Annotated in this window: 25 protein-coding genes; 4 read left to right on the plus strand and 21 right to left on the minus strand. The window is 42.3% G+C overall.

Going from position 1 to position 21,830, the window contains the following annotated elements; genetic code table 11:
* Positions 1 to 417 precede the first annotated feature (417 nt).
* Entirely contained in the window at positions 418 to 642 is a 225-nt protein-coding gene (locus tag NST45_RS13560; RefSeq protein ID WP_339825902.1) for a hypothetical protein, read from the minus strand.
* Positions 643 to 815: 173 nt separating this feature from the next.
* Here NST45_RS13560 and NST45_RS13565 point away from each other — a divergent pair, with 173 nt between their 5' ends.
* Positions 816 to 1,250 (plus strand): DUF4395 domain-containing protein, encoded by a 435-nt coding sequence (locus tag NST45_RS13565; RefSeq protein ID WP_036686729.1) that lies wholly within the window; start codon positions 816 to 818, stop codon positions 1,248 to 1,250.
* 11 nt (positions 1,251 to 1,261) lie between these two features.
* Here NST45_RS13565 and NST45_RS13570 read toward each other — a convergent pair whose 3' ends face one another.
* The 14 genes from NST45_RS13570 to mraY form a co-directional block, all read right to left on the minus strand.
* Positions 1,262 to 1,795 (minus strand): hypothetical protein, encoded by a 534-nt coding sequence (locus tag NST45_RS13570; RefSeq protein WP_339825905.1) that lies wholly within the window; start codon positions 1,793 to 1,795, stop codon positions 1,262 to 1,264.
* A gap of 64 nt (positions 1,796 to 1,859) precedes the next feature.
* Entirely contained in the window at positions 1,860 to 2,300 is a 441-nt protein-coding gene (locus NST45_RS13575) for an NUDIX domain-containing protein (RefSeq protein ID WP_339825908.1), read from the minus strand.
* Between the two features lie 26 nt (positions 2,301 to 2,326).
* Positions 2,327 to 3,202, minus strand: a complete 876-nt coding sequence (locus NST45_RS13580; protein ID WP_339825911.1) for a serine/threonine protein kinase — start codon at positions 3,200 to 3,202, stop codon at positions 2,327 to 2,329.
* 46 nt (positions 3,203 to 3,248) lie between these two features.
* Entirely contained in the window at positions 3,249 to 3,518 is a 270-nt protein-coding gene (locus NST45_RS13585; protein WP_036686720.1) for a PQ-loop domain-containing transporter, read from the minus strand.
* A gap of 82 nt (positions 3,519 to 3,600) precedes the next feature.
* The gene (locus NST45_RS13590; protein WP_339825915.1) at positions 3,601 to 4,590 is read right to left on the minus strand and encodes an ROK family protein; all 990 of its coding nucleotides are present in this window, start codon (positions 4,588 to 4,590) and stop codon (positions 3,601 to 3,603) included.
* A gap of 36 nt (positions 4,591 to 4,626) precedes the next feature.
* Positions 4,627 to 6,126 (minus strand): PLP-dependent aminotransferase family protein, encoded by a 1,500-nt coding sequence (locus NST45_RS13595; protein ID WP_339825918.1) that lies wholly within the window; start codon positions 6,124 to 6,126, stop codon positions 4,627 to 4,629.
* A 31-nt stretch (positions 6,127 to 6,157) separates the two neighbouring features.
* Positions 6,158 to 6,469, minus strand: a complete 312-nt coding sequence (locus NST45_RS13600; protein ID WP_339211942.1) for an AzlD domain-containing protein — start codon at positions 6,467 to 6,469, stop codon at positions 6,158 to 6,160.
* Complete coding sequence (locus NST45_RS13605) at positions 6,466 to 7,182, minus strand: AzlC family ABC transporter permease (RefSeq protein WP_339825922.1); 717 nt, start codon at positions 7,180 to 7,182, stop codon at positions 6,466 to 6,468. Before NST45_RS13605 ends, NST45_RS13600 begins: the two co-directional genes overlap by 4 nt.
* A 148-nt stretch (positions 7,183 to 7,330) precedes the next feature.
* Positions 7,331 to 8,434 carry a PRK06851 family protein gene (locus NST45_RS13610; protein WP_339825925.1) on the minus strand — a complete coding sequence of 368 codons (1,104 nt, stop codon included), beginning with the start codon at positions 8,432 to 8,434 and terminating at the stop codon, positions 7,331 to 7,333.
* Between the two features lie 103 nt (positions 8,435 to 8,537).
* Positions 8,538 to 8,981, minus strand: coding sequence for an NUDIX hydrolase (locus NST45_RS13615; RefSeq protein WP_038574424.1), 444 nt, complete (start codon positions 8,979 to 8,981; stop codon positions 8,538 to 8,540).
* Between the two features lie 67 nt (positions 8,982 to 9,048).
* Positions 9,049 to 9,669 carry a thermonuclease family protein gene (locus NST45_RS13620; protein WP_051491472.1) on the minus strand — a complete coding sequence of 207 codons (621 nt, stop codon included), beginning with the start codon at positions 9,667 to 9,669 and terminating at the stop codon, positions 9,049 to 9,051.
* Positions 9,670 to 9,821: 152 nt separating this feature from the next.
* Positions 9,822 to 10,991 (minus strand): MFS transporter, encoded by a 1,170-nt coding sequence (locus NST45_RS13625; RefSeq protein WP_036686708.1) that lies wholly within the window; start codon positions 10,989 to 10,991, stop codon positions 9,822 to 9,824.
* A gap of 81 nt (positions 10,992 to 11,072) precedes the next feature.
* Positions 11,073 to 11,384, minus strand: a complete 312-nt coding sequence (locus NST45_RS13630) for a winged helix-turn-helix transcriptional regulator (RefSeq protein ID WP_051491476.1) — start codon at positions 11,382 to 11,384, stop codon at positions 11,073 to 11,075.
* A gap of 106 nt (positions 11,385 to 11,490) precedes the next feature.
* Complete coding sequence (mraY, locus tag NST45_RS13635; RefSeq protein WP_036686705.1) at positions 11,491 to 12,444, minus strand: phospho-N-acetylmuramoyl-pentapeptide-transferase; 954 nt, start codon at positions 12,442 to 12,444, stop codon at positions 11,491 to 11,493.
* 296 nt (positions 12,445 to 12,740) lie between these two features.
* On the opposite strand from mraY, the gene NST45_RS13640 reads away from it, so the two are divergent.
* Both NST45_RS13640 and NST45_RS13645 read left to right on the plus strand, forming a co-directional pair.
* Complete coding sequence (locus tag NST45_RS13640) at positions 12,741 to 13,361, plus strand: TetR family transcriptional regulator (protein WP_036686703.1); 621 nt, start codon at positions 12,741 to 12,743, stop codon at positions 13,359 to 13,361.
* A gap of 47 nt (positions 13,362 to 13,408) precedes the next feature.
* Positions 13,409 to 15,712: an MMPL family transporter gene (locus tag NST45_RS13645; protein ID WP_076143967.1), complete on the plus strand. Its 2,304-nt coding sequence runs from the start codon at positions 13,409 to 13,411 to the stop codon at positions 15,710 to 15,712.
* A 101-nt stretch (positions 15,713 to 15,813) separates the two neighbouring features.
* Here NST45_RS13645 and NST45_RS13650 read toward each other — a convergent pair whose 3' ends face one another.
* The 6 genes from NST45_RS13650 to NST45_RS13675 all read right to left on the minus strand — a co-directional run bounded on the left by NST45_RS13650 (position 15,814) and on the right by NST45_RS13675 (position 21,309).
* On the minus strand, positions 15,814 to 16,944 hold the full coding sequence (locus tag NST45_RS13650; protein WP_081386692.1) for a GNAT family N-acetyltransferase: 1,131 nt from the start codon (positions 16,942 to 16,944) through the stop codon (positions 15,814 to 15,816).
* A 36-nt stretch (positions 16,945 to 16,980) separates the two neighbouring features.
* Entirely contained in the window at positions 16,981 to 17,610 is a 630-nt protein-coding gene (locus tag NST45_RS13655) for a hypothetical protein (RefSeq protein WP_076273404.1), read from the minus strand.
* Positions 17,611 to 17,723: 113 nt separating this feature from the next.
* Entirely contained in the window at positions 17,724 to 18,509 is a 786-nt protein-coding gene (locus tag NST45_RS13660) for an ABC-2 family transporter protein (protein WP_036686696.1), read from the minus strand.
* A gap of 6 nt (positions 18,510 to 18,515) precedes the next feature.
* Entirely contained in the window at positions 18,516 to 19,265 is a 750-nt protein-coding gene (locus NST45_RS13665) for an ABC-2 family transporter protein (protein WP_051491475.1), read from the minus strand.
* 127 nt (positions 19,266 to 19,392) lie between these two features.
* Positions 19,393 to 20,448, minus strand: coding sequence for an ABC transporter ATP-binding protein (locus NST45_RS13670; RefSeq protein ID WP_038570639.1), 1,056 nt, complete (start codon positions 20,446 to 20,448; stop codon positions 19,393 to 19,395).
* 78 nt (positions 20,449 to 20,526) lie between these two features.
* Positions 20,527 to 21,309, minus strand: a complete 783-nt coding sequence (locus NST45_RS13675) for a GTP cyclohydrolase II (protein WP_036686690.1) — start codon at positions 21,307 to 21,309, stop codon at positions 20,527 to 20,529.
* A 194-nt stretch (positions 21,310 to 21,503) separates the two neighbouring features.
* On the opposite strand from NST45_RS13675, the gene NST45_RS13680 reads away from it, so the two are divergent.
* Entirely contained in the window at positions 21,504 to 21,830 is a 327-nt protein-coding gene (locus NST45_RS13680; protein WP_036686688.1) for a winged helix-turn-helix transcriptional regulator, read from the plus strand.

Here is a 21,830-nt window from a genome sequence, read left to right on the forward strand (position 1 = left end):
ACACTTTTGTTTTTCATGTACTACACTTGCTCTCAAGCTAACATTTCTATCGGACTCAGATGCAGCTATTTGCGCTAAATCAGGCTTTTGGACACATTTTCGGACCTCACCGTCGCTATTCCACTCAAACCGGGCTGTTTTCATTCCTTTTTGTGCTCATAGCTGCATTGGGGTCCGTTAATCATTCAGAAGGTTACTTTTCGAGCAAATAAGGACTCTGGAGTCCGATGGAGTGAAGGAGATGGAGTGGATCAGATGGAGTGAAGGAGATAGAGTGGATCAGTTGGACTGAAGGAAATGGAGTGAACCAGATGCGGTAAAGGAGAGAAGGCCCAATGTGCTGTCGAGAGGAGATGAGGACGTAACATGCTAGGTGGGTGGGATGCTATTAATGTCCATCTGTATTTTCTCAATAAATTACCACCTGCCTCCATCCAGCCCATCTGCTCCATCTGCTCCATCCAGCCCATTTACTCCATCAGCTCCATCTGCTCCATCTGCTCCATCTGCTCCATCCAGCCCATTTACTCCATCTGCTCCATCTGCTCCATCTGCTCCATCAGCTCCATCTGCTCCATCTGCTCCATCTGCTCCATCCAGCCCATCTGCTCCATCAGCTCCATCAGCTCCATCTGCCCCCATTCGCTCCATCTGCTCCACCTACCTCCATCCGCCCCATCTTCCCCATCCGCTTCCAGCCATCTCCATACCTTCTCCATCCCTCACTAATCCACTCTCGCACGAAATTATCTACTTCCCATTCCCCCAATCCCAGCGTATACTATAATTATTCCAATGAGAAAGGTGTGAATAAAATGCAAAATGTGCCCAAAGGAATCGCCCGACCATTAGTAAAAACTAATCAGGCGTTTATCGTCATTTCTGTAATATTAACATGGCTAACAGGACAACACTGGATACTAGCGCTGCCCTTGTTTGCCGGATTGCTCGGTCTTTTGTTCGGTTATAATCCCATCATTAAGCTGGCTGCCAGGTTTCTGACAAAAGAGCGTTCCCACTATGTACTCGAAGACTGGTCACAACAACAGTTTAATCAAAGCATAGCTGTCTTCTGCCTCGCAGGGGGTCTGATCAGCTTCATCGTTGGCTGGACGATCGCAGCTTACATTTTCACAGCGCTCGTTGCAGTGGCTGCCACTGTGGCAATCCTAGGTTTTTGTATCGGATGTTTTATCCATTATCAATGGAGAATGTACAATTACAGACGTAAACAAAGCAGCCCAAATTAAATTTGTTAATCTTAATCTCTCTCTTCTCCAATAACATCCCAGCGATGGCGAAATTTTAGTAACCGTGGATGCAGTGATGAAGGTGCAGCTGGCAACAATAACCGAATCTTTACAATCCACTCTTCAAAAGAAGAATAAGACGCAAACTGATTGGCCACCTCAGGCGTTAAATACAGAAAAATCGGCGAAGGATAGATCTCCAAAAGATGCCGCAGCGCAGAATCAAGCGGAGTATACTTTTTTCGCTTCCCTTCCAAACTCTCTACCGTGATAAAGCTACGTCCTTGCTCTCTTTTCCATTCATGCAGCCGGTCCTCTCGCTTATAATAAGCGCTCACCGGCTCTTTGGTCATCCGTCGCACCGTTTCCTCATGAAGTGGATATAACACCAGTTTAGTGAAACGCCGGTCTGCTGCAGTTTTTGCCGCCACTTCAAGCTCTTGATCTGTTATATGTTCAAAAGAATCGTAAAACACTAAAGTCCCTTTACGTTGCTCAACTGGTGGCTCATAGCCATAGGGTACATGCTGAATGTCTCTTTTCAATGAAATCCCTCCTGCTTGTTCTATTTATTAATCATATCATGTGACAACAGCAGGGCTATCATTCTTATCCTACAGCTGAAGATGAATGGTTAATGAAATCCTGAACTTTTGATATCAAAGCTGGGTAAATCAAGGGATACGTCAGCTCTTTTGGTATCTCAGTAAATCCTCTGATTTCTGCCATCTCATAAGGAGGAAGTTCTGCGAACTGTTCCACATTTGCAAAATATAACTTACCATAATTTTCTGGAGCGTCGATACTAGTGACCCTATAAATAGCTATTGGAAAAAGTGAGAATTGTTCCGCACCCGTTTCTTCATATAATTCTCTGGCAGCAGCCTGCTCCGGGATTTCGCCAACCTCTATATGCCCTCCGGCAAACTCCCACGTCGAACGGTCCTGATGTCTCGCTAAGATCCATTCTTCACCATGTTTAACCATAATAACAACGTACTTCAGCACAACTTCTTTTTCCTTATCCAACTCAAAAAAGTTTACCTGCAATTATATCCCTCGCCTTCCCACCAGCCTCAAACATTTTTTGCCGCATCCCAAGCCAATTTAAATTCTGCTACATTCCGATACCGCTGCTCCCTCACCGCACTGACGGCCCGTAAAGCTACCTCGTAGAGGGCTTGACTGGATTCCCATTTTACAAACGATCGATCGGATGCTCCTCCTAATAAAACAAATGCTGTGGCGCCCATATTAAATACATTCGTAACTTCATCAATCGGCGCATCCAAGCTAAACTCTTCCGGTGACTTGAATCTGGATGAACCCCAGAAGTTCTCTCCCAGATCATTTACAGTAGGCTTTAGTCTATAATAATCAATATCACAAATTTTAGTTCCATCGTTTACAAAATCATATAAAATACTTCCGTCATAAAAATCCACAGCTACATACCCTCGATACTCAACATGTTCATGAAACAAAAAGATTACATCTAATGAAGACAGACGTTTTTCAACGGATAATTGCTTATAACGAAAAAAAGGCGACTCCGGATGACTCAGCTTCGCTTCTCCCGCAAATAGCCAATGCGAATGTAAACATTCACCTGCAAACCAATCAAAGACTGCTACATACCCTGACTCAACCTCATAATGCGTCAGTAGCGTGATCAGCGCATCAGATCTAAGTTCTTTATATAACGGAATAGCTTCAATTAATCGGTTAACAGCATCCTGAGGATTGCCGGCATAAGTCAAAGGTCTCGCTCCAGCAAATTTCACAAAAAACTTCTTTCCATCCTGCTCCACACCAAAAGAAAGATTTCCGGAGTCTTGCTGATCGAACACTTTAAACACTTTTCCCAGCTTAGTTAACCAAGCAAAATCACAGGCTTCCTGCAATTGAAAAGTTACCGCATCGATTTCATATGTATAATTTTTTTCGCGCAAATTAACCTCCTGCATTCACTATCTAGATTAAATTTATAAGCTTCATTCATTGTCTTGTTCGATATTTAATCACTAGAATAATAACCAGCAATACAACACATAAAGACATCGTATTCGTAATCAAAAAAGCTAATCCAACCCCCGTAACCGCCAAACTGATCGCATAAGCTTCCATTAGACTAATCCCGAGCAGCATAAGTAAATACGATTTTAGATTTAAATCGGCTACGGATTTTGATTTGAGGATTTGAACAATCTGCGGGATCCATCCCAAAGAAAGAATCACTCCACCTATTAATTGCATGATTGCAAACATAAGAGCACCTCCACGGATTTTATACAGTTGTATTCCGGGCGGCTCAATCTGGTTCCATTTCATGTAAAAAAAACAAATAACACTAAGCAAAGTTTAATTTTCCTGCATCTTGCAGCTTATTATTCGCATAAGAGGCCGCACCTATTGTTCCTGCCCGACTCCCAAGCTCTGCTTGAACAATTTCACACTTCCTGCTTGATAGCTTCAACGCATGCTGATGCACAGTCTCTCTTACGGGTTGGAGCAATTTATCTCCCGCCGCTGCCATTCCCCCACCTACAATAATAAGATCCGGGTTGAGGATATTCACAACATTCGCTAATCCAAATCCAAGTATAGCTCCAGTCTCCTGCATTACTTCCATAGAGAGAGCGTCTCCAAGTTCGTAAGCCTCAGATATCATTAACGCGGTAATTTGCTCATCTTGATCATTAGTCCAAGTCTGAATAATACTTGTTCGTCCTTCTTTCAGCTTCTCTTTAAAAGTATTCACCATGCCAATCGCGGACACATATCGCCCTAAACAACCGGAGCTTCCACATTTGCAGGGACGTCCGTTCCTGTACATATTCATATGCCCAATTTCACCAGCGCTATAAGACGTACCGTAGATCACTTTTCCGTCATTCACGATACCTGACCCTAATCCCGTTCCCAATGTAATCAGAACCAGATTGTTATACCCTCTTCCTGCACCTTGTTGCCATTCACCATAAAGATTAACCCTAACATCATTATCAATAAAAGTAGGAAAGTCATAGAATTTTTTCATCTCATCTACAACATGCACATGCTCCCAATCCGGAAAATTCGGTGAAAAAAAAGAAATTCCCGCTACCGGATCAAGTAATCCTGGCACTCCGATTCCCATTCCTTCTACCAAATCTAATGGAATATTCGCTTCATCCGTGATTAAACGTACGGCTTCTCTAATCCGTCCCAACACATGGGCTGGGCCCTTAGCAGCCTCTGTTGGTATAGATCTTTCTTTAACAGCTATAAAATCAGTATCGTAAATCCCTGCTTTAATATTGGTTCCGCCAAGATCAATCCCTATCATATACCGTTTCATAAAAACCTCCAGAATTAGATATTCTATCGCTTTCGATTAAGTTCTAGTACTAACTGCCGCTTCCGTTTCAGCTAACATCAAGCGGTTCACACCCATCTTAATCTGATTCTCGGTGAGATTAGAATAACCAAGTAGAAAGACAGGACCTTGAGGTTTACTGCCCACAAAATAAGAAGACGCAGGATAGACCCGAACTCCATATCGTAACGCCAATTCAGCTATACGATGCTCATCGGCACCAGATTCCAGCTCAATTAATAAATGAAGACCCGCCTCTTCCCCATAATAGCGGACACGACTGCCAAATTCAGCATTCAAACTTTTTACTAGACAAGCCCTGCGGGCAGCATAAAGTTTCCCCATCTGCGTAACATGCCTCGCATAATGTCCATTCTGAATAAATTCCGCCAACGCTTCCTGATCCAAAGCAGAAGACATACGATCTGTTATCCATTTGACCGCCAAAAAAGGTTGAATCAAAGTCGGAGGCAATACAACATAACCTATGCGCAGAGAAGGAAATAACACTTTACTAAAACTGCCTACATAAATTACTCTACCGTCAACATCTAGTCCAGCAAGCGATGATAGCTTCGGACCCTCGTACCTGTATTCACTGTCATAATCATCTTCAATAATAAAAGCTTGATTGGCTTTGGCCCATTCCAGTAACTGCACTCTTCGTTTCATCGACAGGGTCACCCCGAAAGGAAACTGATGCGAAGGAGTGACATAAGCTAGTTTTGGTTTTTTATGAGGACCTTCTTTGATGTGATCACAGCTTGCTTGGAGCTCATCTACACAGATTCCCTCTAGGTCAACCCTGATGGGTGTAACCACCGCTCCAGCGAACGAAAAAATCTCCCGCACAACGTTATGTGATGGATCTTCAACAATAACATCATCACCTTTTGAAACAAAAATTCTCGATAATATATCCAATGCCTGCGTTGCCCCGGATGTAATCACAATTTGCTCCGGAACCACGGGCATCGAACGTGTGGACCGTAATAAACGTGCAATCTCTTGGCGTAGTCCCAAAGAGCCCTCGACCGGGCCGTAACCCAAAGTATCAGGAGATGCACGACGACAGGCATTCATTAATGCTTTTTGCCACTGATCCATTGGAAAAGCGTCCCATGCAGGTACACCGTGCCGAAAATTACATAATACTGTGTTCAAGTCGTTTTCTATAATAGAAGAAGGATTGAGTGTAAGGAAATCAGGACCCTTCGTTATAAAATTGTAAGGATTCTCAGAATCCTGGGGGTCTTTCTCCTCCACTGGCAGCCCCGCTATATAGGTTCCTGCCCCTTTTCTCATCTCCAGATAACCCTCTGCTTGAAGTAGCTCGTAGGATTGAAGAATTACACTTCTGGATACTTCCAGTTGATTGGCCAAAGTTCTTGATGGAGGTAGCGAATCTCCCCCACTTAAAGCTCCTGAATGGATAGCATTACGAACCTGCTCATAAATTTGACGGCTTAATGGAATGGGTCTTTGTTTATCGAGAGTAATCAGCAATTCATGCTTCATAAGATTTCCTACCCTTCTAATCCGGGTTTTCTTAATGGTTCATAGTAAGGATTTTTACAATTATTGCTGCAGAAACAGCACCTAAGATCACGAGTAACAGCGGGATTTTCCTAATTAATACCAGTATAACAGCGACTATACCCGAAGCGATACCTACAAGATTGTCATCTGCGTCCACCTGAAATATCCCAGGAACCGTTAAAGCACTAAGAACCGCGATAGGCAAATATTCCAACAAAACTTGGACTTTGGAAGAGCCATTCGTATGCTTTGTCAGCAGCAAAGGTACAAAACGAAATGAAAATGTAAGGATTGCCATCCCGATAATGATCAAAATAGTCATACGGATACCTCCTTTTCTACTTCAGCTTGCTCTGGAAATAAGGAGCCTACTGCCATACCAATTAACATAGCTGCAAGTATCGAGGAGTTTCCAAGTACGGGATGTAGAAGCCATGAAGAACCCGCCGCTGCTAAACATATGGCCAAATTCCGAATGCTTCCCTTTAGTTGTGGCACTATTAGTGCTATCAGTAAGGCATATAATGAGGTGTTCAAAGCAGGTAAGTATATAGCCGGAATGTAGGATGCCAGCGATATTCCCGCAGCTGTTGCCAGCAAATTTGCTATATACGGAGGAATTTGTAGACCCAGCAAATATGGAAGAGTTATATTTTCTTTTGAATGATTGCGGGGGATCATACTAACAGCGTACACTTCTTCTGTTAAACTGAACCCAATCCAGACTTTGGCCAGAGGATTGATTGTACGGTCAAGCTGACCCCCAAAAGATAGGCTGATAAACAAATATCTTAAATTAATGATCAACGTAAGCAGCAGGATCATTGGAGCGGCGGCCCCAGCAGCAAGCATTTTCACGCCAATAAATTGGCTGGCTCCCGCAAATACGAGCACTGACAATAAGAACACTTCCAGACTCCCTAGGCCTAATCCCTTACCGACCAATCCAAACGTAAAACAAGCAGGAATAAATCCTGCAACAATAGCTACAGAATCCTTAAGACCCTTTCTAAACATCACTTTCTGATCACTCATAAGTTTCTCTCTCCCTTATCGTTGTCCCTAGAGAGAGCATACTTGGATACAATTCTTGTGGAAATAACCGCATGGGTGCGTATGTACCATACCAATTTCTTGACATAGAAAAAAGACCGCCCGCTAAGAGAGCGATCTTTAATGAAGGTTAAACCTCCTGAGGACTTTCCACAATCCCGCTGATTTCTTGTTGAATTTGGGATTTAATCTGATCTACATGGTCAAAATCTGTAGCGGCGGCATAGATTGTCTTTAACTCATCCAAAAATACTTTGGCATCTGTCAGATGTTGAATGGATCGTTTCATGGTGCTGGAATATCGCTCTTTAATACCTGCGATGGCTTCGGCAAAAGCTTCATCCGTACCTGACTGTATGCACCGTGAATACATATCAACAATCTCGTCGGTGGCACGGTCAGGGAAATACTCATGCGGAGCTGTGCTGTCAAAAATAGCAAACCCAAGCTCGCGTACGATAATCATATCAAGACTGTTCGGATCGAAACCACAGTGGTAAATCTCAACATTGACACCACGTTTTATTCCTTCAGCTGCCAATTTTTTTAAAAGTGTAGATTTACCGGATCCCGCGCGACCTTTTACAAGATATCTTTTTAGTCCTGCGGTTAAATTAGGTACAAAATCCACTGCACCCTTAGGCGTAGCTGCACCTAAAAAACGGTGATCCACCCGGCTTACTTTTTCGAAGTTCTGATCACCATACAGAAGTTGAATATACTCCTGAGTCAGCTCATCAGCGGCTTGGAAATTCATTGTCGCAATATAAATCGCTTCCCACTCGTCATGAATGCGGAGTGCTTCAGCAAAGCCTGAATAAGCGAGTTCTTGCTCCTCCGTGTACTGATCAACTAAGCTGTCGATCTCAACACAACGCTGGCTTAACTGGAGCGTATCGACGGCCTGCTCCAAATTCACATGTACGATGGCCTCTTCAGGCAATTCTGGCTTAATGACCCGTGGAGCCGTTCCATCTATAATTCCTACTTTTAATTCAGGAATAACCACTCCGTCGAGTGAATCATTATCTGACGCTGCGTGAATTAACCAGATCTCATAACCTTGTTGAGCCAGAAGATCTCCGATTTCTCGAATGATTCTAGTTTTCCCCGTACCGGGGCCTCCTTTTAAAACAAACAAACGCGTTAAATCTTGCAATGACGACTCATAGAGGTTAGAGAAGCCGTGAGCTGTGTTGCCGCCAGCAAAGAAATTCAGGATTGTTCCGTCCATAATCGCACACCTTTCCGGGCTGATGTCATGTTTCATTGTTCATCTTATTAATGTACCCAGGGAAAGGTGACGCTTTGAGTGAGATGTGGTTTCGTTAGCCGGTTCAGTTACAAACAAAACGATCCATAAACCTCTTAATGACGGGAACATCTGGAGGAGACAGCTCGCTTGGCAATTCTTCATAACTAAAAAAACGCAATTCTTGCACCTCAATTCCATCTACTTTTAGCGCCCCATCAAAGTCCGTGCATAGATATGCAGCCACAACATTATATACTTCATCACCGTGCGGGTATTTATAATAAAGATCTTTTCCAGAGAACATGTCGAACAAATCAAGAACTTTGGCTGTTAAGCCTGTTTCCTCAAAAAGCTCCCTCTTAGCGACCTCTTCTAAAGTCTCCCCAAGCTCCATTGAACCACCTGGCAAACCCCAGCACCCGTTGTCCGTTCTACGTTGCAATAATAATTGATGATTGCTGCACAATAAAACACAGGCTCCTGCCATTATAAGCGGTCTGGTACCTACCAGCTTTCTTAACTCCATAATATAATCGCTCAATAAACTATCCCCTGTCTTCTAATAGGCTCAAATACCCTACGTTAATAGAAGTTCATTTCTTTTTCTGCACATGAAAACCTTTGTCTTGCGCGTAATTTTCAATGCTCCAAATACCTATTCCCCGCTCTCGCGCCTTATCCTGAATCGCTCTAAATTGATCAACATATTTTGTGTTAGGTGCAAATACATAGGCTACACGTGCATAACCCTGCTCTAGCAGAATCTCATTGAACATTTTCCCATCTATATAGAGGTAACAAAGTAGGCGGCCATATTTGTCCCGCTCCGATACATCTAGTTCAATTTGTACATCTTTATCCGTAAGCATCTTTTTGGCGAAATCAGAAGCTTCTAGCGAAAATGGCTGTGGTTCGGGGATATTCGGATTCACTGACTCTGGAGTATCGACCAGCAATAAACGAATGGTTTCCTTTTTGCCGCCTATAGTCAGCTTCATGGTGTCACCATCGACTACTCGTGTTACCTTTGCATCTATTAAACGTTTGTTGTCCTCTGTTGTATTGTCTGGCGTAGAATCTAATCCAGAACTGGAATCGGACGTAATCGTTGGAACTGGTTCTAAAGTAATCTGCTCGGCTAAGTTGCAGGCAGTTGTTGTTCCAAGTAAGAGTGTGATAGCTAGAAAGCTTTTTAATAGATAAATCTTATTCATTGATAACCTTTTTCTTATACACGTATGTAATTTCATGGGGTCTAATAAAAATAAATTAAAAAACTTAAAAACACAAGACTGTAATACTAATCATAGAAAACAGCGACAGCCATGTACCAGAAAAAAGATACTTGGCTATCGCTGTTTCGCCTTTACTCTACTTCCACCACGTTTAATTTGGAAATCTTTATTTTGATTATGATCGATAAGAAAGCAAGCAGGGAAAACATAATTCCGATCCAGATGAGTTGATGTATTCCTGCATGAGAAATAAACCAACCACCGATAGCAGTCCCTATAGTAATTCCAAGGTTAGAAAATGAGATAAACAAGCTGTTACCGAATTCGGGAGCTTCTTTCGCTTCGGTCGTTAACCATGCTTGACTGACAATCAGTCCGCCGGAATGCACTGCCCCCCAAATGATTATGATAACAACCATCGGAAGGAAATAAGAACCTAGATAATATACGAATAAATAAGTTACCGCATATAACAATGGAAACATGATAACGGTCTTTGTAATGCCTTTATGCAAAAGGCTTCCAAATAAAAAATTCCCAAAAATCATGATTATCCCAAAGGCCATCAACATGATACTAATCCATGACCCGTTCATATGTGTTACCTGCCCAAGATATTCAGCAAAGTAACTGTACACAGAAAACATAGCTGCAAAGATAAAAATAACTGCCACAATATTTAACCACAATAGGGGTTTGCGTAAAATACCAAGTTGTTTACCATAAGACATTTTTTCTTTAACTGGCATGGAAGGAAGCCAAGCTAGTATTCCTAAAAAGGCAATTATACTTACGACAGCTCCAAAGAGAAAAGCGACTTCTAAAGAAATTTTGTCCGCGAGATAAGAAGTCAAAGGCACACCAAAAGCAAACCCGACCGTTATTCCGGCGAAAACCTTTGTAACTGCTTTGGTGCTCTTTTCCGGAGGGACAAGTTGGGCAGCGGTAACAAGTGCAACTGAAAAAAATACGGGATGAAAAATAGCAGGGATAATACGAAAAATCAGCATTACTTCAAACATGGTCGTATACGCATAAACAATATTTGAAATTGCAAAAATAAGTACGGCAGTTAATAGAATTACTTTACGATTAATTCCAGAAGCCAATAAGGTCAGAAATGGACCTGAAATAGCAACAACTAAAGCAAATATACTTACAAGCCATCCAGACTGAGAAGTTGATATATTAAATTTTTGAGTTACCTGTGGCAGAACACCTATAATCCCCATTTCCGTTGTAATAATGCCAAATACGCCTAAAGCCAAAATAATAATAAGTAAAGGGTTAACCTTTTTCATTTTAAAATAATCCTCCATTTATATTTACATATTTAGATTTGTAGATATGTACTATCAAAAAAAAGCCCTTCCTCCTCTCTCCTATAGTTTCTCTTTAATATAATCGGAAAATTCTTGAATTATCTTTTCGTTTCGACGATAATACGTCCACTTCCCAATTCGCTCAGATTCCAGCAAACCAGCTTTTTGCATGGTCAATAGATAGCTCGAAATAACCGACTGTGCAAGCCCCGCTTTAGCTTGAATATCGCCCACGCAAATCCCGATTTGAAAATTTAGGCCTTGTTGTAAATAAGGCTTTTCATCAAAAAACTCCTCGGGAGTTTTTAGCCACATCATAATTTGACTACGAGTCTCGTTAGACAACGCTTTGAATATCATTAAAGGTTCCATGTGTTCCATTATATCTATTTTTATAGATTTGTAAATACAAAAGATGCCGATGTCTCGTTGTTGCAATAACACTATGTAGATTCATGTTTCGTATCGAATTGTTCGTTTAGTGAATTAAATATTTCCAAATCAACCAGCAAAGCAGTACGGATACCCACGAAATGAAACCGAAAATCATCACGATTTTGTTCTCACTCCATCCGTATTTTAAGCTGAAATGGTAATGGATCGGAGCCATCCGGAATAGCCGCAGCTTCGTCCGTTTGTAGTACCAAACTTGTAAAATGACCGACAACTGCTCCGCAAAATAAACGAAAAACAAAATTGGAAGCAAAAGCTCAACCTTTTCAATGACAGCCAGAACGGAAAGGGAGCCCCCGATCGCCAGTGATCCAGTATCGCCCATAAACGCTCTTGCAGGATAAATATTGTAAAGCAAAAGCCCTAGCAGACAACCGATCATAACAAGTGAAAATGTCTGCACTTCAGGTTTGTCCGAAATCATAAAAAAGAAAAAATACGACGGTATGGCAACATTGATCAGTAGCCCATCGAGACCATCTGTAAAATTGATGGCATTCGCGGAGCCGACCACAAACAGCAAAATGATGGCCACATAAAGGTACACAGGCAACTGCAGATTTTGCCCTTTAAATAACTCGATATCACTCGTCAGGCCGAACGAATGGAACAACACATATAATATAATTCCAGTAAAAAGAAATTGAAGCACTAGTTTTGAGCGGCCGCTGATGCCGGATGGATTTTGCCAAAAAGCCTTTTTGAAATCATCCAAAAATCCGACTGAACTAAACAACAAAAACGTAACGCATAAGAGTAACATTAGAGGCCCAGGTTGAAACTGCAGCGAAATCGCTATCCCGATAAGCAGGATCAACCCTGCCATTAGTGGTGTACCCCGTTTGGCCTGATGATCTGCTGGAAGCTCGGCACGAATCGGCTGCGTTAACCTCAGTCTATGCAGCGTCCAGATTAATAGAGGTGTAAATACCGCCACCAGAAGAAAAGACAGGCCGGAAACAGCCAGAATTCCATACATACAACGAACTCCCCTCTTTGGAAAAGATCATTTATAATACTCACAAAATATTTCTAGAGTTAATGAGGTCGTCTGTAATTATGTACTCTTTTCATCTGTTGATAAAGAGAAATTATTCTATTTTTATTTCCTGTTTTCTGCTGTGTAACAGCTGAGAGTTTTCTATAAGCAGATCCCAAAGCATAAACTTGCCCAATGAGAAAGTTTGCACTTTGGGCAAGTTTACATTAGTATATAGTCAGTAATCCTAATCTTCACCACAAAAACAGCCGTATGGGAGGTGTATACATAAAGTTATGATTAAACAAACTTTGAGAGATTTCAAAAAAGAAGCCACTGAAAAAGCGCTAGCTGAAGCGGCATTCGAACTTGCACTTGAACATGGGTTGGACGGTTTTGTTGTTGAAGATATCGTGCAAAAAGCCGGCTACTCCAGAAGAACTTTCGCAAACTATTTCACATGCAAGGAAGAGGCAGTTGCGATGGGAGCAGTTACCGTACGGAACACGAATGAGTATGAAGAATTGCTCACCAAAATCCCTGAAAATGCCTCCCTGCTGGATACCTTATATCAACTAATTAAGATGCAACTTACAGCTGAGCTTATAGGGAGGTTGCGTGAGCTTTCATTACTTTCCCGAAAATTCCCAGCCCTCGAGCCCCATTATTTAAGAGCAATACACCTTACGCAAACTGGAGCACAAAAAACATTGTTGCACTTGTCAAATGGTAAGTATGACGAGGTTTATACTTATCTGCTTATAAATTCGGTTTACGGAACTGTACTTCCCTTAATTGACGGAAAACTTAATGTGCTGCTTCCGGGACAAACGACGAGCGACGATCCAAGTCCTGAAACTCTTACGTTCGATCAATTTTTGGAAACTATTTACGGATATTTACGTAACGGATTCTAATAGGCTAACAATCAGTTTTCATCATCGAGGGAGTGTAAAATAGATACATGTCAACATTATTATACAGAGTGGGAAAAACCGCTTATCGTAAACCTGGGTACTTCATTTTAGGTTGGATTTTAATTTTAGGAATTGTCATCTCTATGATCAGCATGAATGGTATTCATATCAGTTCGGAAATGAAGATTGAAGGCACGGAATCGCAAAAGATTTTGGATCAATTAGCAACAGAACTTCCGGCTGCATCTGGTGGACAAGGAAGTGTCGTGTTCAAAGCACCTCAAAGCGAGCGATTGGATACGCCAGAACGTTTGGCAGCGATCACTAAGGGTATTAATGAGGTTTACGGTATAAACGAAGTGATTAATCCTGCGGATTATGCAGCGGAAGCAAGTAGTTCAACTACTGAAGCAACTCAGGCTGCCAGTATGGATCAGTCTGCAACAGCCACAGCACCCCCTTCCTATGGTCCTCTGATGGCAGATGGTGTTCCGGTGCCTGGTGTTATTCTTTCCGCAGACGGTAGAATTGCATTGTTCCAATTCCAGTTTACCAGTGAGCAATCAGCTATCTCTCAAGATATTTTTGATTCTGTAATTGATACCGTCATGAATGTCGAGAAAGATACCAACATTACTGTACTGCCGGGTGAGACACTCAAATCAGTATCTATCGGTGTAGGATCAGCTGAGATTGTCGGACTTGTCATTGCTGCAATTGTTTTGCTGGTGACGCTTGGCTCTGTCGTTGCAGCAGGGCTGCCCCTTATAACTGCACTGCTTGGAGTCGGCATCGGTGTGGGTGGAGCATTTTCTATTTCCAAATTCATTGAAATGCCTAGTGTCACTTCCGTCTTGGCGCTTATGATTGGATTAGCCGTCGGAATCGATTATGCTCTTTTCATTGTAAATCGCCAACGCCGGATGATTATTGATCAAGGATTAAGCGCACAAGAAGCTGCGGCTAGAGCAATTGGCACATCCGGCAGCGCCGTATTTTTCGCCGGTTTGACGGTTATTATCGCTCTCTGCGGTATGCTTGTAATCGGGCTTACTTTCTTATCTACGATGGCGTTAGTAGCAGCAGCTACCGTCCTCATCAACGTATTTGTTGCCTTAACCCTATTGCCGGCATTGCTCGGATTGGTGGGTGAACGCATCTGTTCGCCTAAAGCTCGCAAGAAAAACAAGGATCATCATAAAACGGGTAACCGCGGTATAGCTGATAGATGGGTTAAATTTATCATCAAGTATCGTTGGGTCACTATTGTTGCCATCGTCGTGGTACTTGGCGTAGCAGCAACCCCCATAGCGAAAATGGAAATGGGCATTCCCGGAGCTGCCTCAGCGAATTTGGACACGGTAGCAAGACAAAGTTATGATGCTATATCCGAGGGTTTTGGAGAGGGATTTAACGGACCGCTTATTCTGGTTGCAGAACCAAAGAATTCTTCCACTCCAGTCACCCCGGAACTCCTAGGAAATCTTGTAAAAGAGCTCCAAGCTCAAAAGAATGTCGCGCAGGTCACTCCTCTGGGCATGACTAAGGATTTAGCTATCTTCAGTCTGATTCCAGAAACGGGTCCTAGCGATATAACAACCAAAAATCTGGTGAATGATTTACGGGCTACGGAATCTAGTATCGCTCAAAGTAATGATGTTAAACTCGGGGTTACCGGCTTTACCGCTGTTAACATCGATATGTCGGCCAAACTGGCAGATGTATTTCCCATTTATGTAGGAATCATCATTCTCCTATCGCTCATTATTCTTCTGTTGGTATTTCGTTCGATTATCGTTCCTATCAAAGCTACGATCGGCTTTCTGCTTAGCATACTCGCTACCTTCGGGATCACCACAGCCGTGTTCCAATGGGGCTGGCTCCATTCTCTCTTCGGTTTCGACACCGGTGGCCCATTGCTAAGCTTTATGCCAATCATCGTTACGGGTATCCTATATGGGCTCGCGATGGACTATCAGGTTTTCCTTGTCAGTTCCATGCGTGAATCGTACGTTCATGGTCATGAGGGATCAGAGTCCGTTGTTCATGGATACAACCAGGTGAGTCGTGTCGTAGTAGGCGCTGCTATAATTATGATCTCCGTTTTTGCAGGGTTTATTTTTACGGATGATGTCATGATTAAACAAATCGGCTTTACACTGGCCGTAGGGATCTTAATCGATGCTTTCATTATTCGAATGGGATTAGTTCCTGCTGTAATGTCTATTTTCGGCAACAAAGCTTGGGCACTTCCAAAATGGCTCGACCGTATTCTGCCAAACCTGGATGTCGAAGGCGAGAAACTGATTGCTACACTCAATGCTAAAGACAAATCTAATTCCATGAAATAGAAACAATAATAAACAGCCTGAGCCATGTATTCCTAGGGGTTCAGGCTGTTTTGTTTCTGTGGTAAGATTCGCTTCCCATGAAACGATGTTGGAGAAAGAGCTTAATAATTAAGGATTATAGCGGGGCGCACACCGTAACAAGCTAAGTTTACATGTCCGTAACTGCGAATACTGCTACGGGTACCTACAAAATACGCACGTGAAGAAATCGCAGGTTGAGTTCTCAGCCACCACCATGAGCAGCCAAACTCTTCATCCTTCTCAAGGATATAATCAGCTTTGACTTTTTTATCATACACATACAATTTACATCCATCGTTCTTTTTCACTTTGGAGAATCCCGTTCCTATCGCCCTACGCTTCGCACGTAAAGTATCTTCACCAAGTTTAAAGGTCAATTCATTCGCCTCCGAAACACTGAGCAGAAAAATCTTATCTTCCGTGTTTATACTTCCCTCTCCGTTATCTGTGCATTGTGTAGTCTTGATGAGCCTGTGCTCGGAGTCATTAAAAGCGGCATTATAAAAATCATCGTTCAACCACTTTCGCAAATCGGAGTCATGCCATGTAACATCAACATATTCACCGTGATACCGCCTGCAGTCCAAAATGTACTCGCTTAAAATGAACAGCTCTCTACCTGAATTTTGCAGCACCCGCCACTTTATCGGCATTTTTTCTGCTCCGTCCGCCATTTGCGGATAAGAGCCAAAAGTAATTATTTCGCCGGGTTTTGCCCGCTCATACATGGGAGTAAGATTATCATTTTCATTACAAATCATAATAATAAATTCTGTAGTTCCTTTAACGATTTCAGCTTCCCGGCTAAATCCTAGTTTTTCATACAAGCGTATCGCTCTATCGTTGAACTTCGCCACTGTCAGCCGCTTTGGTTTTTCCTCGAATCTCTCATTAATATAGTTAAGGACTGTTGTGAAAAATAGAGTCCCATTCCCCTGTCCGGTTAACTCTGGCTTCATTCCTAAACCCACATCTATAAAATCCTGAGAATATGTATATTTATCATTTGGAACCTGTGCCGGACTTCCTACACAGAAGAATCCGATCAATTGTTTATTTGCATCAAGTACAGAAAAAAATGCTTCCTCTAGCATTTCACTTATAGCTTCAGGAGTTGTTTCATTATTGTAAAAATCATAGGGTGGATCATATTGCCAGCTTAAAATATCCCTAGCAGCATCAGCATTCAGCTTTTCCACGTAAAGTTCCATTTCGCATCCCCCTTTGTTTTCAAAATCGATAACTCCCTAAGAGTCTAGCTTTGCTAACTCCTGAAGAATTGTCTCTACATCACCATCAGGATTTAACGCTTTGATCATCTCTTTGGTAATGACTGCACCCTCATAAACTTGTGCAACGACCTCTAAAGGGAGTGTGAGTTCAAAATAACCTTCGGCAAATTCCACAAAATCCTCAGCTGTGCGGAAAATAGTCCCTAGCAAAAAATCCGAACCATCTTCTACCTCCGCTGGAATTTCTACCTTCCCCTTCTGCCACGTCAAGTCGTTATTTTCACGCCAAAAACAAAAAGTAACATCATCCTTAGCTATCGCCTCATCTTCAATAAAAGACAATAGTGAGATTGGGACTTCTTCATAGATTCCCGGCCAAACTTCATGTTCGTCGCGCGCATATGGACTTACTTCAGACTCATGATCAAAACCTTTAATTATCGTTCCTTGAGGTGTAAAAATAATAAACAAATTATCACCTGAGCCATTATCGATCGATGCTAGAGAAACATTCTTATCAAATTTAGAATCAAAATTATGATAGCGAAGCCATTCCTCAGGACATAGGACAATATTTAGAGAAGCAAGTATTTTCATAAGTTTTTTTAAGTTGTCGGGTGCTGGTAAAATATCTAACACATTCATCTATGATTCCTCCCCAATGTAGATATTAATGATTTTAGCATATTCATGAATTCCGGGTAAAAAAAAGACTACCCGAAGGTAGCCTTTCCAACATAACAAGACACTAGCTTAACTTAAGACCCCGCACCTTTGTATCTGCGAACGCCATAACTCCAGGCTAACAAACCAATCCCCAGAAATATAGCACCTACTACAGGTGTCATCAGAGCAAGGCTGGTCATCTCCTCCCGCTGCAGAAAAAGCGCGGCTGGATACACTCCGACGAATGCAAATGGAATGATCCAAGTAAGCAATACCTGTATAGCGCGATTGTAAATCGTTACCGGGTAACGGCCATAAGTCTGAATGTTGTACATTAACGGAAGAATCCCAGTAGGAGCATCCGAATAGAAAGACAATGAAGTCAACGTTGTATAAATCCCCGTATAGATGGCGACCGCACTTAACGTTAGAATGATCAGAGCCGGTATCGTCCACCATTCAAAGGGAAGACCCAAATTGCTGCCACTGATGGCCATAATAATAATACCTATGAATGAGCCCATAAGTGCTGGCGGATCAACATTTTCCAAAAAGATCTGGAACAAATTATGAGCTGGGCGTGTCAAAATACGGTCCATCTCACCTTTAACGATGTAACGTTCACTAAATCCCCATAGATTCACAAAACAACTAAACACCCCAAAAGGCACCATAAAGAATCCATAAACGAACACTACTTCATTCTGATTCCAACCGCCCAGGCTATCTGTATGCATAAAAATTACGAGAATAAAGATAAAGTTGGTAGCTTGAAAAAGCAAGTCTGAAATGACCTCTACCCAAAAGTCAGCGCGATAGGTGAGCCGGCTCTTCATATAGTTTTTGATATATTCAATTAATAATCCCAGGTAATACATGTTTCCTCAACCTCCCTGCACGAAGAGACGCTGCCGCGCCGCATGATATAACCAGACAATTGGAATCAGCAATACCAGGAACCAAATAATTTGTATCCCTAATACATTCCATATTCCAACCCCTTGCACCCGTCCCGTAAACACTGAACCTGGCAAGTAGGTAATCGCCTGAAACGGCAGCACCTCAAGTACGGAAGATAACCAGTTAGGAAACAGACTGATCGGTACGATTAAGCCGGAGAATAAGTCTACAATTACCCGCTTCATTCGCATCATGCCTTCATTATTTTCCACGAAAAAAGCCGAGAGCCCTGTAATGATATTGATCTGTGAATTAATTAAAAAGCTGAAAAAGAGCATCACCAGGAACCCCGCCCAAGCAGATGGCGCTGTTGGCAATTGTACTGGGAACAGCAGCATCGCTATGGCCATGCCGGGAATCATAAATAAGAGGAAGCGGAACATTCCCTCTCCAAGACCTTGCATCATTTTGACTAAGACATAGTTATAGGGCCTTATAAACTGGATAGCGATACTTCCATCACGGATATCCGTAGAGATCTCGCGGTCTAGGTTATTAAAATAAAAGGCTCTAGCCATCCACGACACAGCAACATATGATGTCATTTGCGTTGCAGTAAATCCACCCAATGAATCCCCATTACCATAGATGGCCATCCAAGTGAAATAGTTAACCCCAATATTCAGTGAATAGATAAGAATACCTGAGTAGTAGTTAATTCGATAAGCAAGCATGGTAAGGAAACGGATGCGTATAAAATCTAAGTAAGCCCCGAATAGTAATTTACGGCTATTCTCCTGAGGACCACCAGAAGACGCGCCTCCTGAGGAGGAGGACATAGCCGTTGCAGGATTAAGCTTATCAGACATGTAAAGCCTCTCTTTCATCCTTCAGAGCGGCAGCCATTTCATCAGGCTTGTCTGCAGACCCGGATTGATAAATACTGCGAACAATATCGTCCGTATTGGTCTCTATGATTTTGATATCAGTAATGTCTGCTTTTCCCACTACTCTGCTTAATACATCCGATACATTTATATCTAGCGGTATCCAGACAGATGCCCCTAGATCGTTCTCCGCAGACCAAGTAACAGGCAACCCCTCAGTCCATAACTCAAGTTGCTGACGTTTCGTTGCATTTCCAAATTGAAATTGAACCTCACGTCCGGTTCCCCAACGCTGCTTCAGGTCTTCCAGTCCTCCGTCATAAATGATACGGCCATCATCAAGCATTATCACTCGGGAGCAAAGCGCCTCAATATCTTGCAGGTCATGTGTAGTCAGCAGTATGGTTGTCCCATGCTCGCGGTTCATATCTTTTAGGAATTCACGGATCTCTGACTTCACCACAATATCTAAGCCAATGGTCGGTTCATCCAGAAATACAATCGACGGATTATGAAGCAATGCTGCTACTAATTCACAACGCATCCGCTGACCTAGACTAAGCTTACGAACCGGACGATTCAGCAGTTCTTGCAGCTGCAGCCGTTCGACCAATTCATCCAGCCGTTTCTTGAAATCTTGTTCAGACACCCGGTAAACCTTGCGCAGGAGCTGGAACGACTCAATCACCCCAATGTCCCACCATAGCTGACTGCGTTGCCCGAATACCACGCCGATATTTTTCACGAATTTCTCGCGCTCCAAATACGGAACATAACCACCTACTGTCAGATTTCCGGAAGTCGGCACGAGAATACCTGTGAGCATTTTGATCGTGGTCGATTTCCCAGCACCGTTCTCGCCGATATAACCACAGATCTCCCCTTCAGGAATGGAAAAGGAAATGTCCTTCACTGCAGTCACTTCCGTATATTCCCTTTTAAACAAATCAGCGAAGGCCCCTTTGAGACCCTCGCGGTTTTTTTGTACTTTAAATGTTTTGCGTAAGTCTTGTACTTGAATAGCAGTCATATTGTACCTCACTAAGCTTAGAGTTGGTTCCCAGTACCCCATTATAATAGAAGAAGCGCAAAAGCACTACTTCAATCTTTACTTAGCCAGTCTTTCATTTAGCGAATGGGTGTCCTTCACAGCTTCTAAATGCCCTGAGCGAGCGACTTTAGTCCGCAAATATTTCTCGTTAAAAGAAGATACATCTCCCCATAACGCTACTCTTTTCACGGCATTCATCCCTGCAGCCTTGAGCGCATCCAATTTCTTCGGATTATTCGTGATCAGCGTCACTGGTTTGTGACGTAAAGTTTGCAGAACACTGATTGCTTCTTCGTAGTTTCTTGAATCATCAGCAAATCCCAACTCTAAATTAGCCTCAACTGTATCGTATCCTTCTTCCTGTAAAAGATACGCTAAAGATTTGCTGAACAGGCCAATGCCTCTTCCTTCATGATTCGCGAGATAAAATAATGCCCCAGAGCCATGCTCAACAATCATTTTCATGGATTGATGCAGCTGGAATCCGCAATCGCAACGTTTACTGCCAAAAATATCGCCAGTATGGCAGATGCTATGCATCCGGATCAATGCATCCTCAGACCCTTCGAAATCGCCATATACCAACACACTGGATTGTTGTCCTTCTGCTAAGTTCATGGATGGCAAACGTGAAATTAAAGCTGCCGTTGCTTTACTGCTATCCTCTTGAAGAAGCTCTGCATCAGTTGTATTCAGCCAGTTGTACCATTTAAAAACAACGGTCTCGCCGTCTAAATTCACGGGTAACGTGATGGGTCCAACCAATATATTTGTGGAATTTGCTAAAGGAATTCGCGTGATTTTATTCTGTAAAATAGAAGTGATTTCTGGTTTAATCATAATTACACCTTCCTCATTGTTCATCAATGCTTAGATAGAGCTAAGCATAAGGATAAAATATTAGTTAAATTATAAGTAACTATTTGTAAGTAAGTTTATCATTGTAATATAACTTCGTCAAGTTATAATATATATTTAAATATTTATAATTACTTTATGTAAGTTTATGATATAATGAATGTCGAGGTGATATTATGAATGATTTCAACATGTGTCCTCGCTTTGAAAAAGCGGTAGACTTGCTAAGTAAACGTTGGGTCGCGCTGATCGTTTTCGTGCTTATGCCAGGGCCACGCCGTTTTGGTGAAATTGAGAGCTGTCTGTCCAATCTCAGTGGCAAGGTGTTATCTGACCGATTGAAGGAAATGGAAACCGAAGGCATTATAGAGCGAACTGTATATCCTGAAATGCCAGTACGTATTGAGTACTCTCTGACTCCAAAAGGCACAGCGCTTGCTCCTATACTTGGTGAAATTGGAAACTGGTCTACCGAATGGATTGAGCTTGGTATTAAGAAATGA

This window comes from Paenibacillus sp. FSL R7-0163, from assembly GCF_037969975.1.
Taxonomy (GTDB): domain Bacteria; phylum Bacillota; class Bacilli; order Paenibacillales; family Paenibacillaceae; genus Paenibacillus_AQ; species Paenibacillus_AQ odorifer.

Excerpts from the sequence above, each read along its gene's own strand:
- NST45_RS13560 (WP_339825902.1), bottom strand. The coding sequence starts at position 642 with ATGGGGGCAGATGGAGCTGATGGAGCTGATGGAGCAGATGGGCTGGAT.
- NST45_RS13565 (WP_036686729.1), top strand. The coding sequence starts at position 816 with ATGCAAAATGTGCCCAAAGGAATCGCCCGACCATTAGTAAAAACTAAT.
- NST45_RS13585 (WP_036686720.1), bottom strand. The coding sequence starts at position 3,518 with ATGTTTGCAATCATGCAATTAATAGGTGGAGTGATTCTTTCTTTGGGA.
- NST45_RS13590 (WP_339825915.1), bottom strand. The coding sequence starts at position 4,590 with ATGAAACGGTATATGATAGGGATTGATCTTGGCGGAACCAATATTAAA.
- NST45_RS13595 (WP_339825918.1), bottom strand. The coding sequence starts at position 6,126 with ATGAAGCATGAATTGCTGATTACTCTCGATAAACAAAGACCCATTCCA.
- NST45_RS13600 (WP_339211942.1), bottom strand. The coding sequence starts at position 6,469 with ATGACTATTTTGATCATTATCGGGATGGCAATCCTTACATTTTCATTT.
- NST45_RS13605 (WP_339825922.1), bottom strand. The coding sequence starts at position 7,182 with ATGAGTGATCAGAAAGTGATGTTTAGAAAGGGTCTTAAGGATTCTGTA.
- NST45_RS13610 (WP_339825925.1), bottom strand. The coding sequence starts at position 8,434 with ATGGACGGAACAATCCTGAATTTCTTTGCTGGCGGCAACACAGCTCAC.
- NST45_RS13615 (WP_038574424.1), bottom strand. The coding sequence starts at position 8,981 with ATGGAGTTAAGAAAGCTGGTAGGTACCAGACCGCTTATAATGGCAGGA.
- NST45_RS13620 (WP_051491472.1), bottom strand. The coding sequence starts at position 9,669 with ATGAATAAGATTTATCTATTAAAAAGCTTTCTAGCTATCACACTCTTA.
- NST45_RS13625 (WP_036686708.1), bottom strand. The coding sequence starts at position 10,991 with ATGAAAAAGGTTAACCCTTTACTTATTATTATTTTGGCTTTAGGCGTA.
- NST45_RS13630 (WP_051491476.1), bottom strand. The coding sequence starts at position 11,384 with ATGGAACCTTTAATGATATTCAAAGCGTTGTCTAACGAGACTCGTAGT.
- mraY (WP_036686705.1), bottom strand. The coding sequence starts at position 12,444 with ATGTATGGAATTCTGGCTGTTTCCGGCCTGTCTTTTCTTCTGGTGGCG.
- NST45_RS13640 (WP_036686703.1), top strand. The coding sequence starts at position 12,741 with ATGATTAAACAAACTTTGAGAGATTTCAAAAAAGAAGCCACTGAAAAA.
- NST45_RS13645 (WP_076143967.1), top strand. The coding sequence starts at position 13,409 with ATGTCAACATTATTATACAGAGTGGGAAAAACCGCTTATCGTAAACCT.
- NST45_RS13650 (WP_081386692.1), bottom strand. The coding sequence starts at position 16,944 with ATGGAACTTTACGTGGAAAAGCTGAATGCTGATGCTGCTAGGGATATT.
- NST45_RS13655 (WP_076273404.1), bottom strand. The coding sequence starts at position 17,610 with ATGAATGTGTTAGATATTTTACCAGCACCCGACAACTTAAAAAAACTT.
- NST45_RS13660 (WP_036686696.1), bottom strand. The coding sequence starts at position 18,509 with ATGTATTACCTGGGATTATTAATTGAATATATCAAAAACTATATGAAG.
- NST45_RS13665 (WP_051491475.1), bottom strand. The coding sequence starts at position 19,265 with ATGCTTGCTTATCGAATTAACTACTACTCAGGTATTCTTATCTATTCA.
- NST45_RS13670 (WP_038570639.1), bottom strand. The coding sequence starts at position 20,448 with ATGACTGCTATTCAAGTACAAGACTTACGCAAAACATTTAAAGTACAA.
- NST45_RS13675 (WP_036686690.1), bottom strand. The coding sequence starts at position 21,309 with ATGATTAAACCAGAAATCACTTCTATTTTACAGAATAAAATCACGCGA.
- NST45_RS13680 (WP_036686688.1), top strand. The coding sequence starts at position 21,504 with ATGAATGATTTCAACATGTGTCCTCGCTTTGAAAAAGCGGTAGACTTG.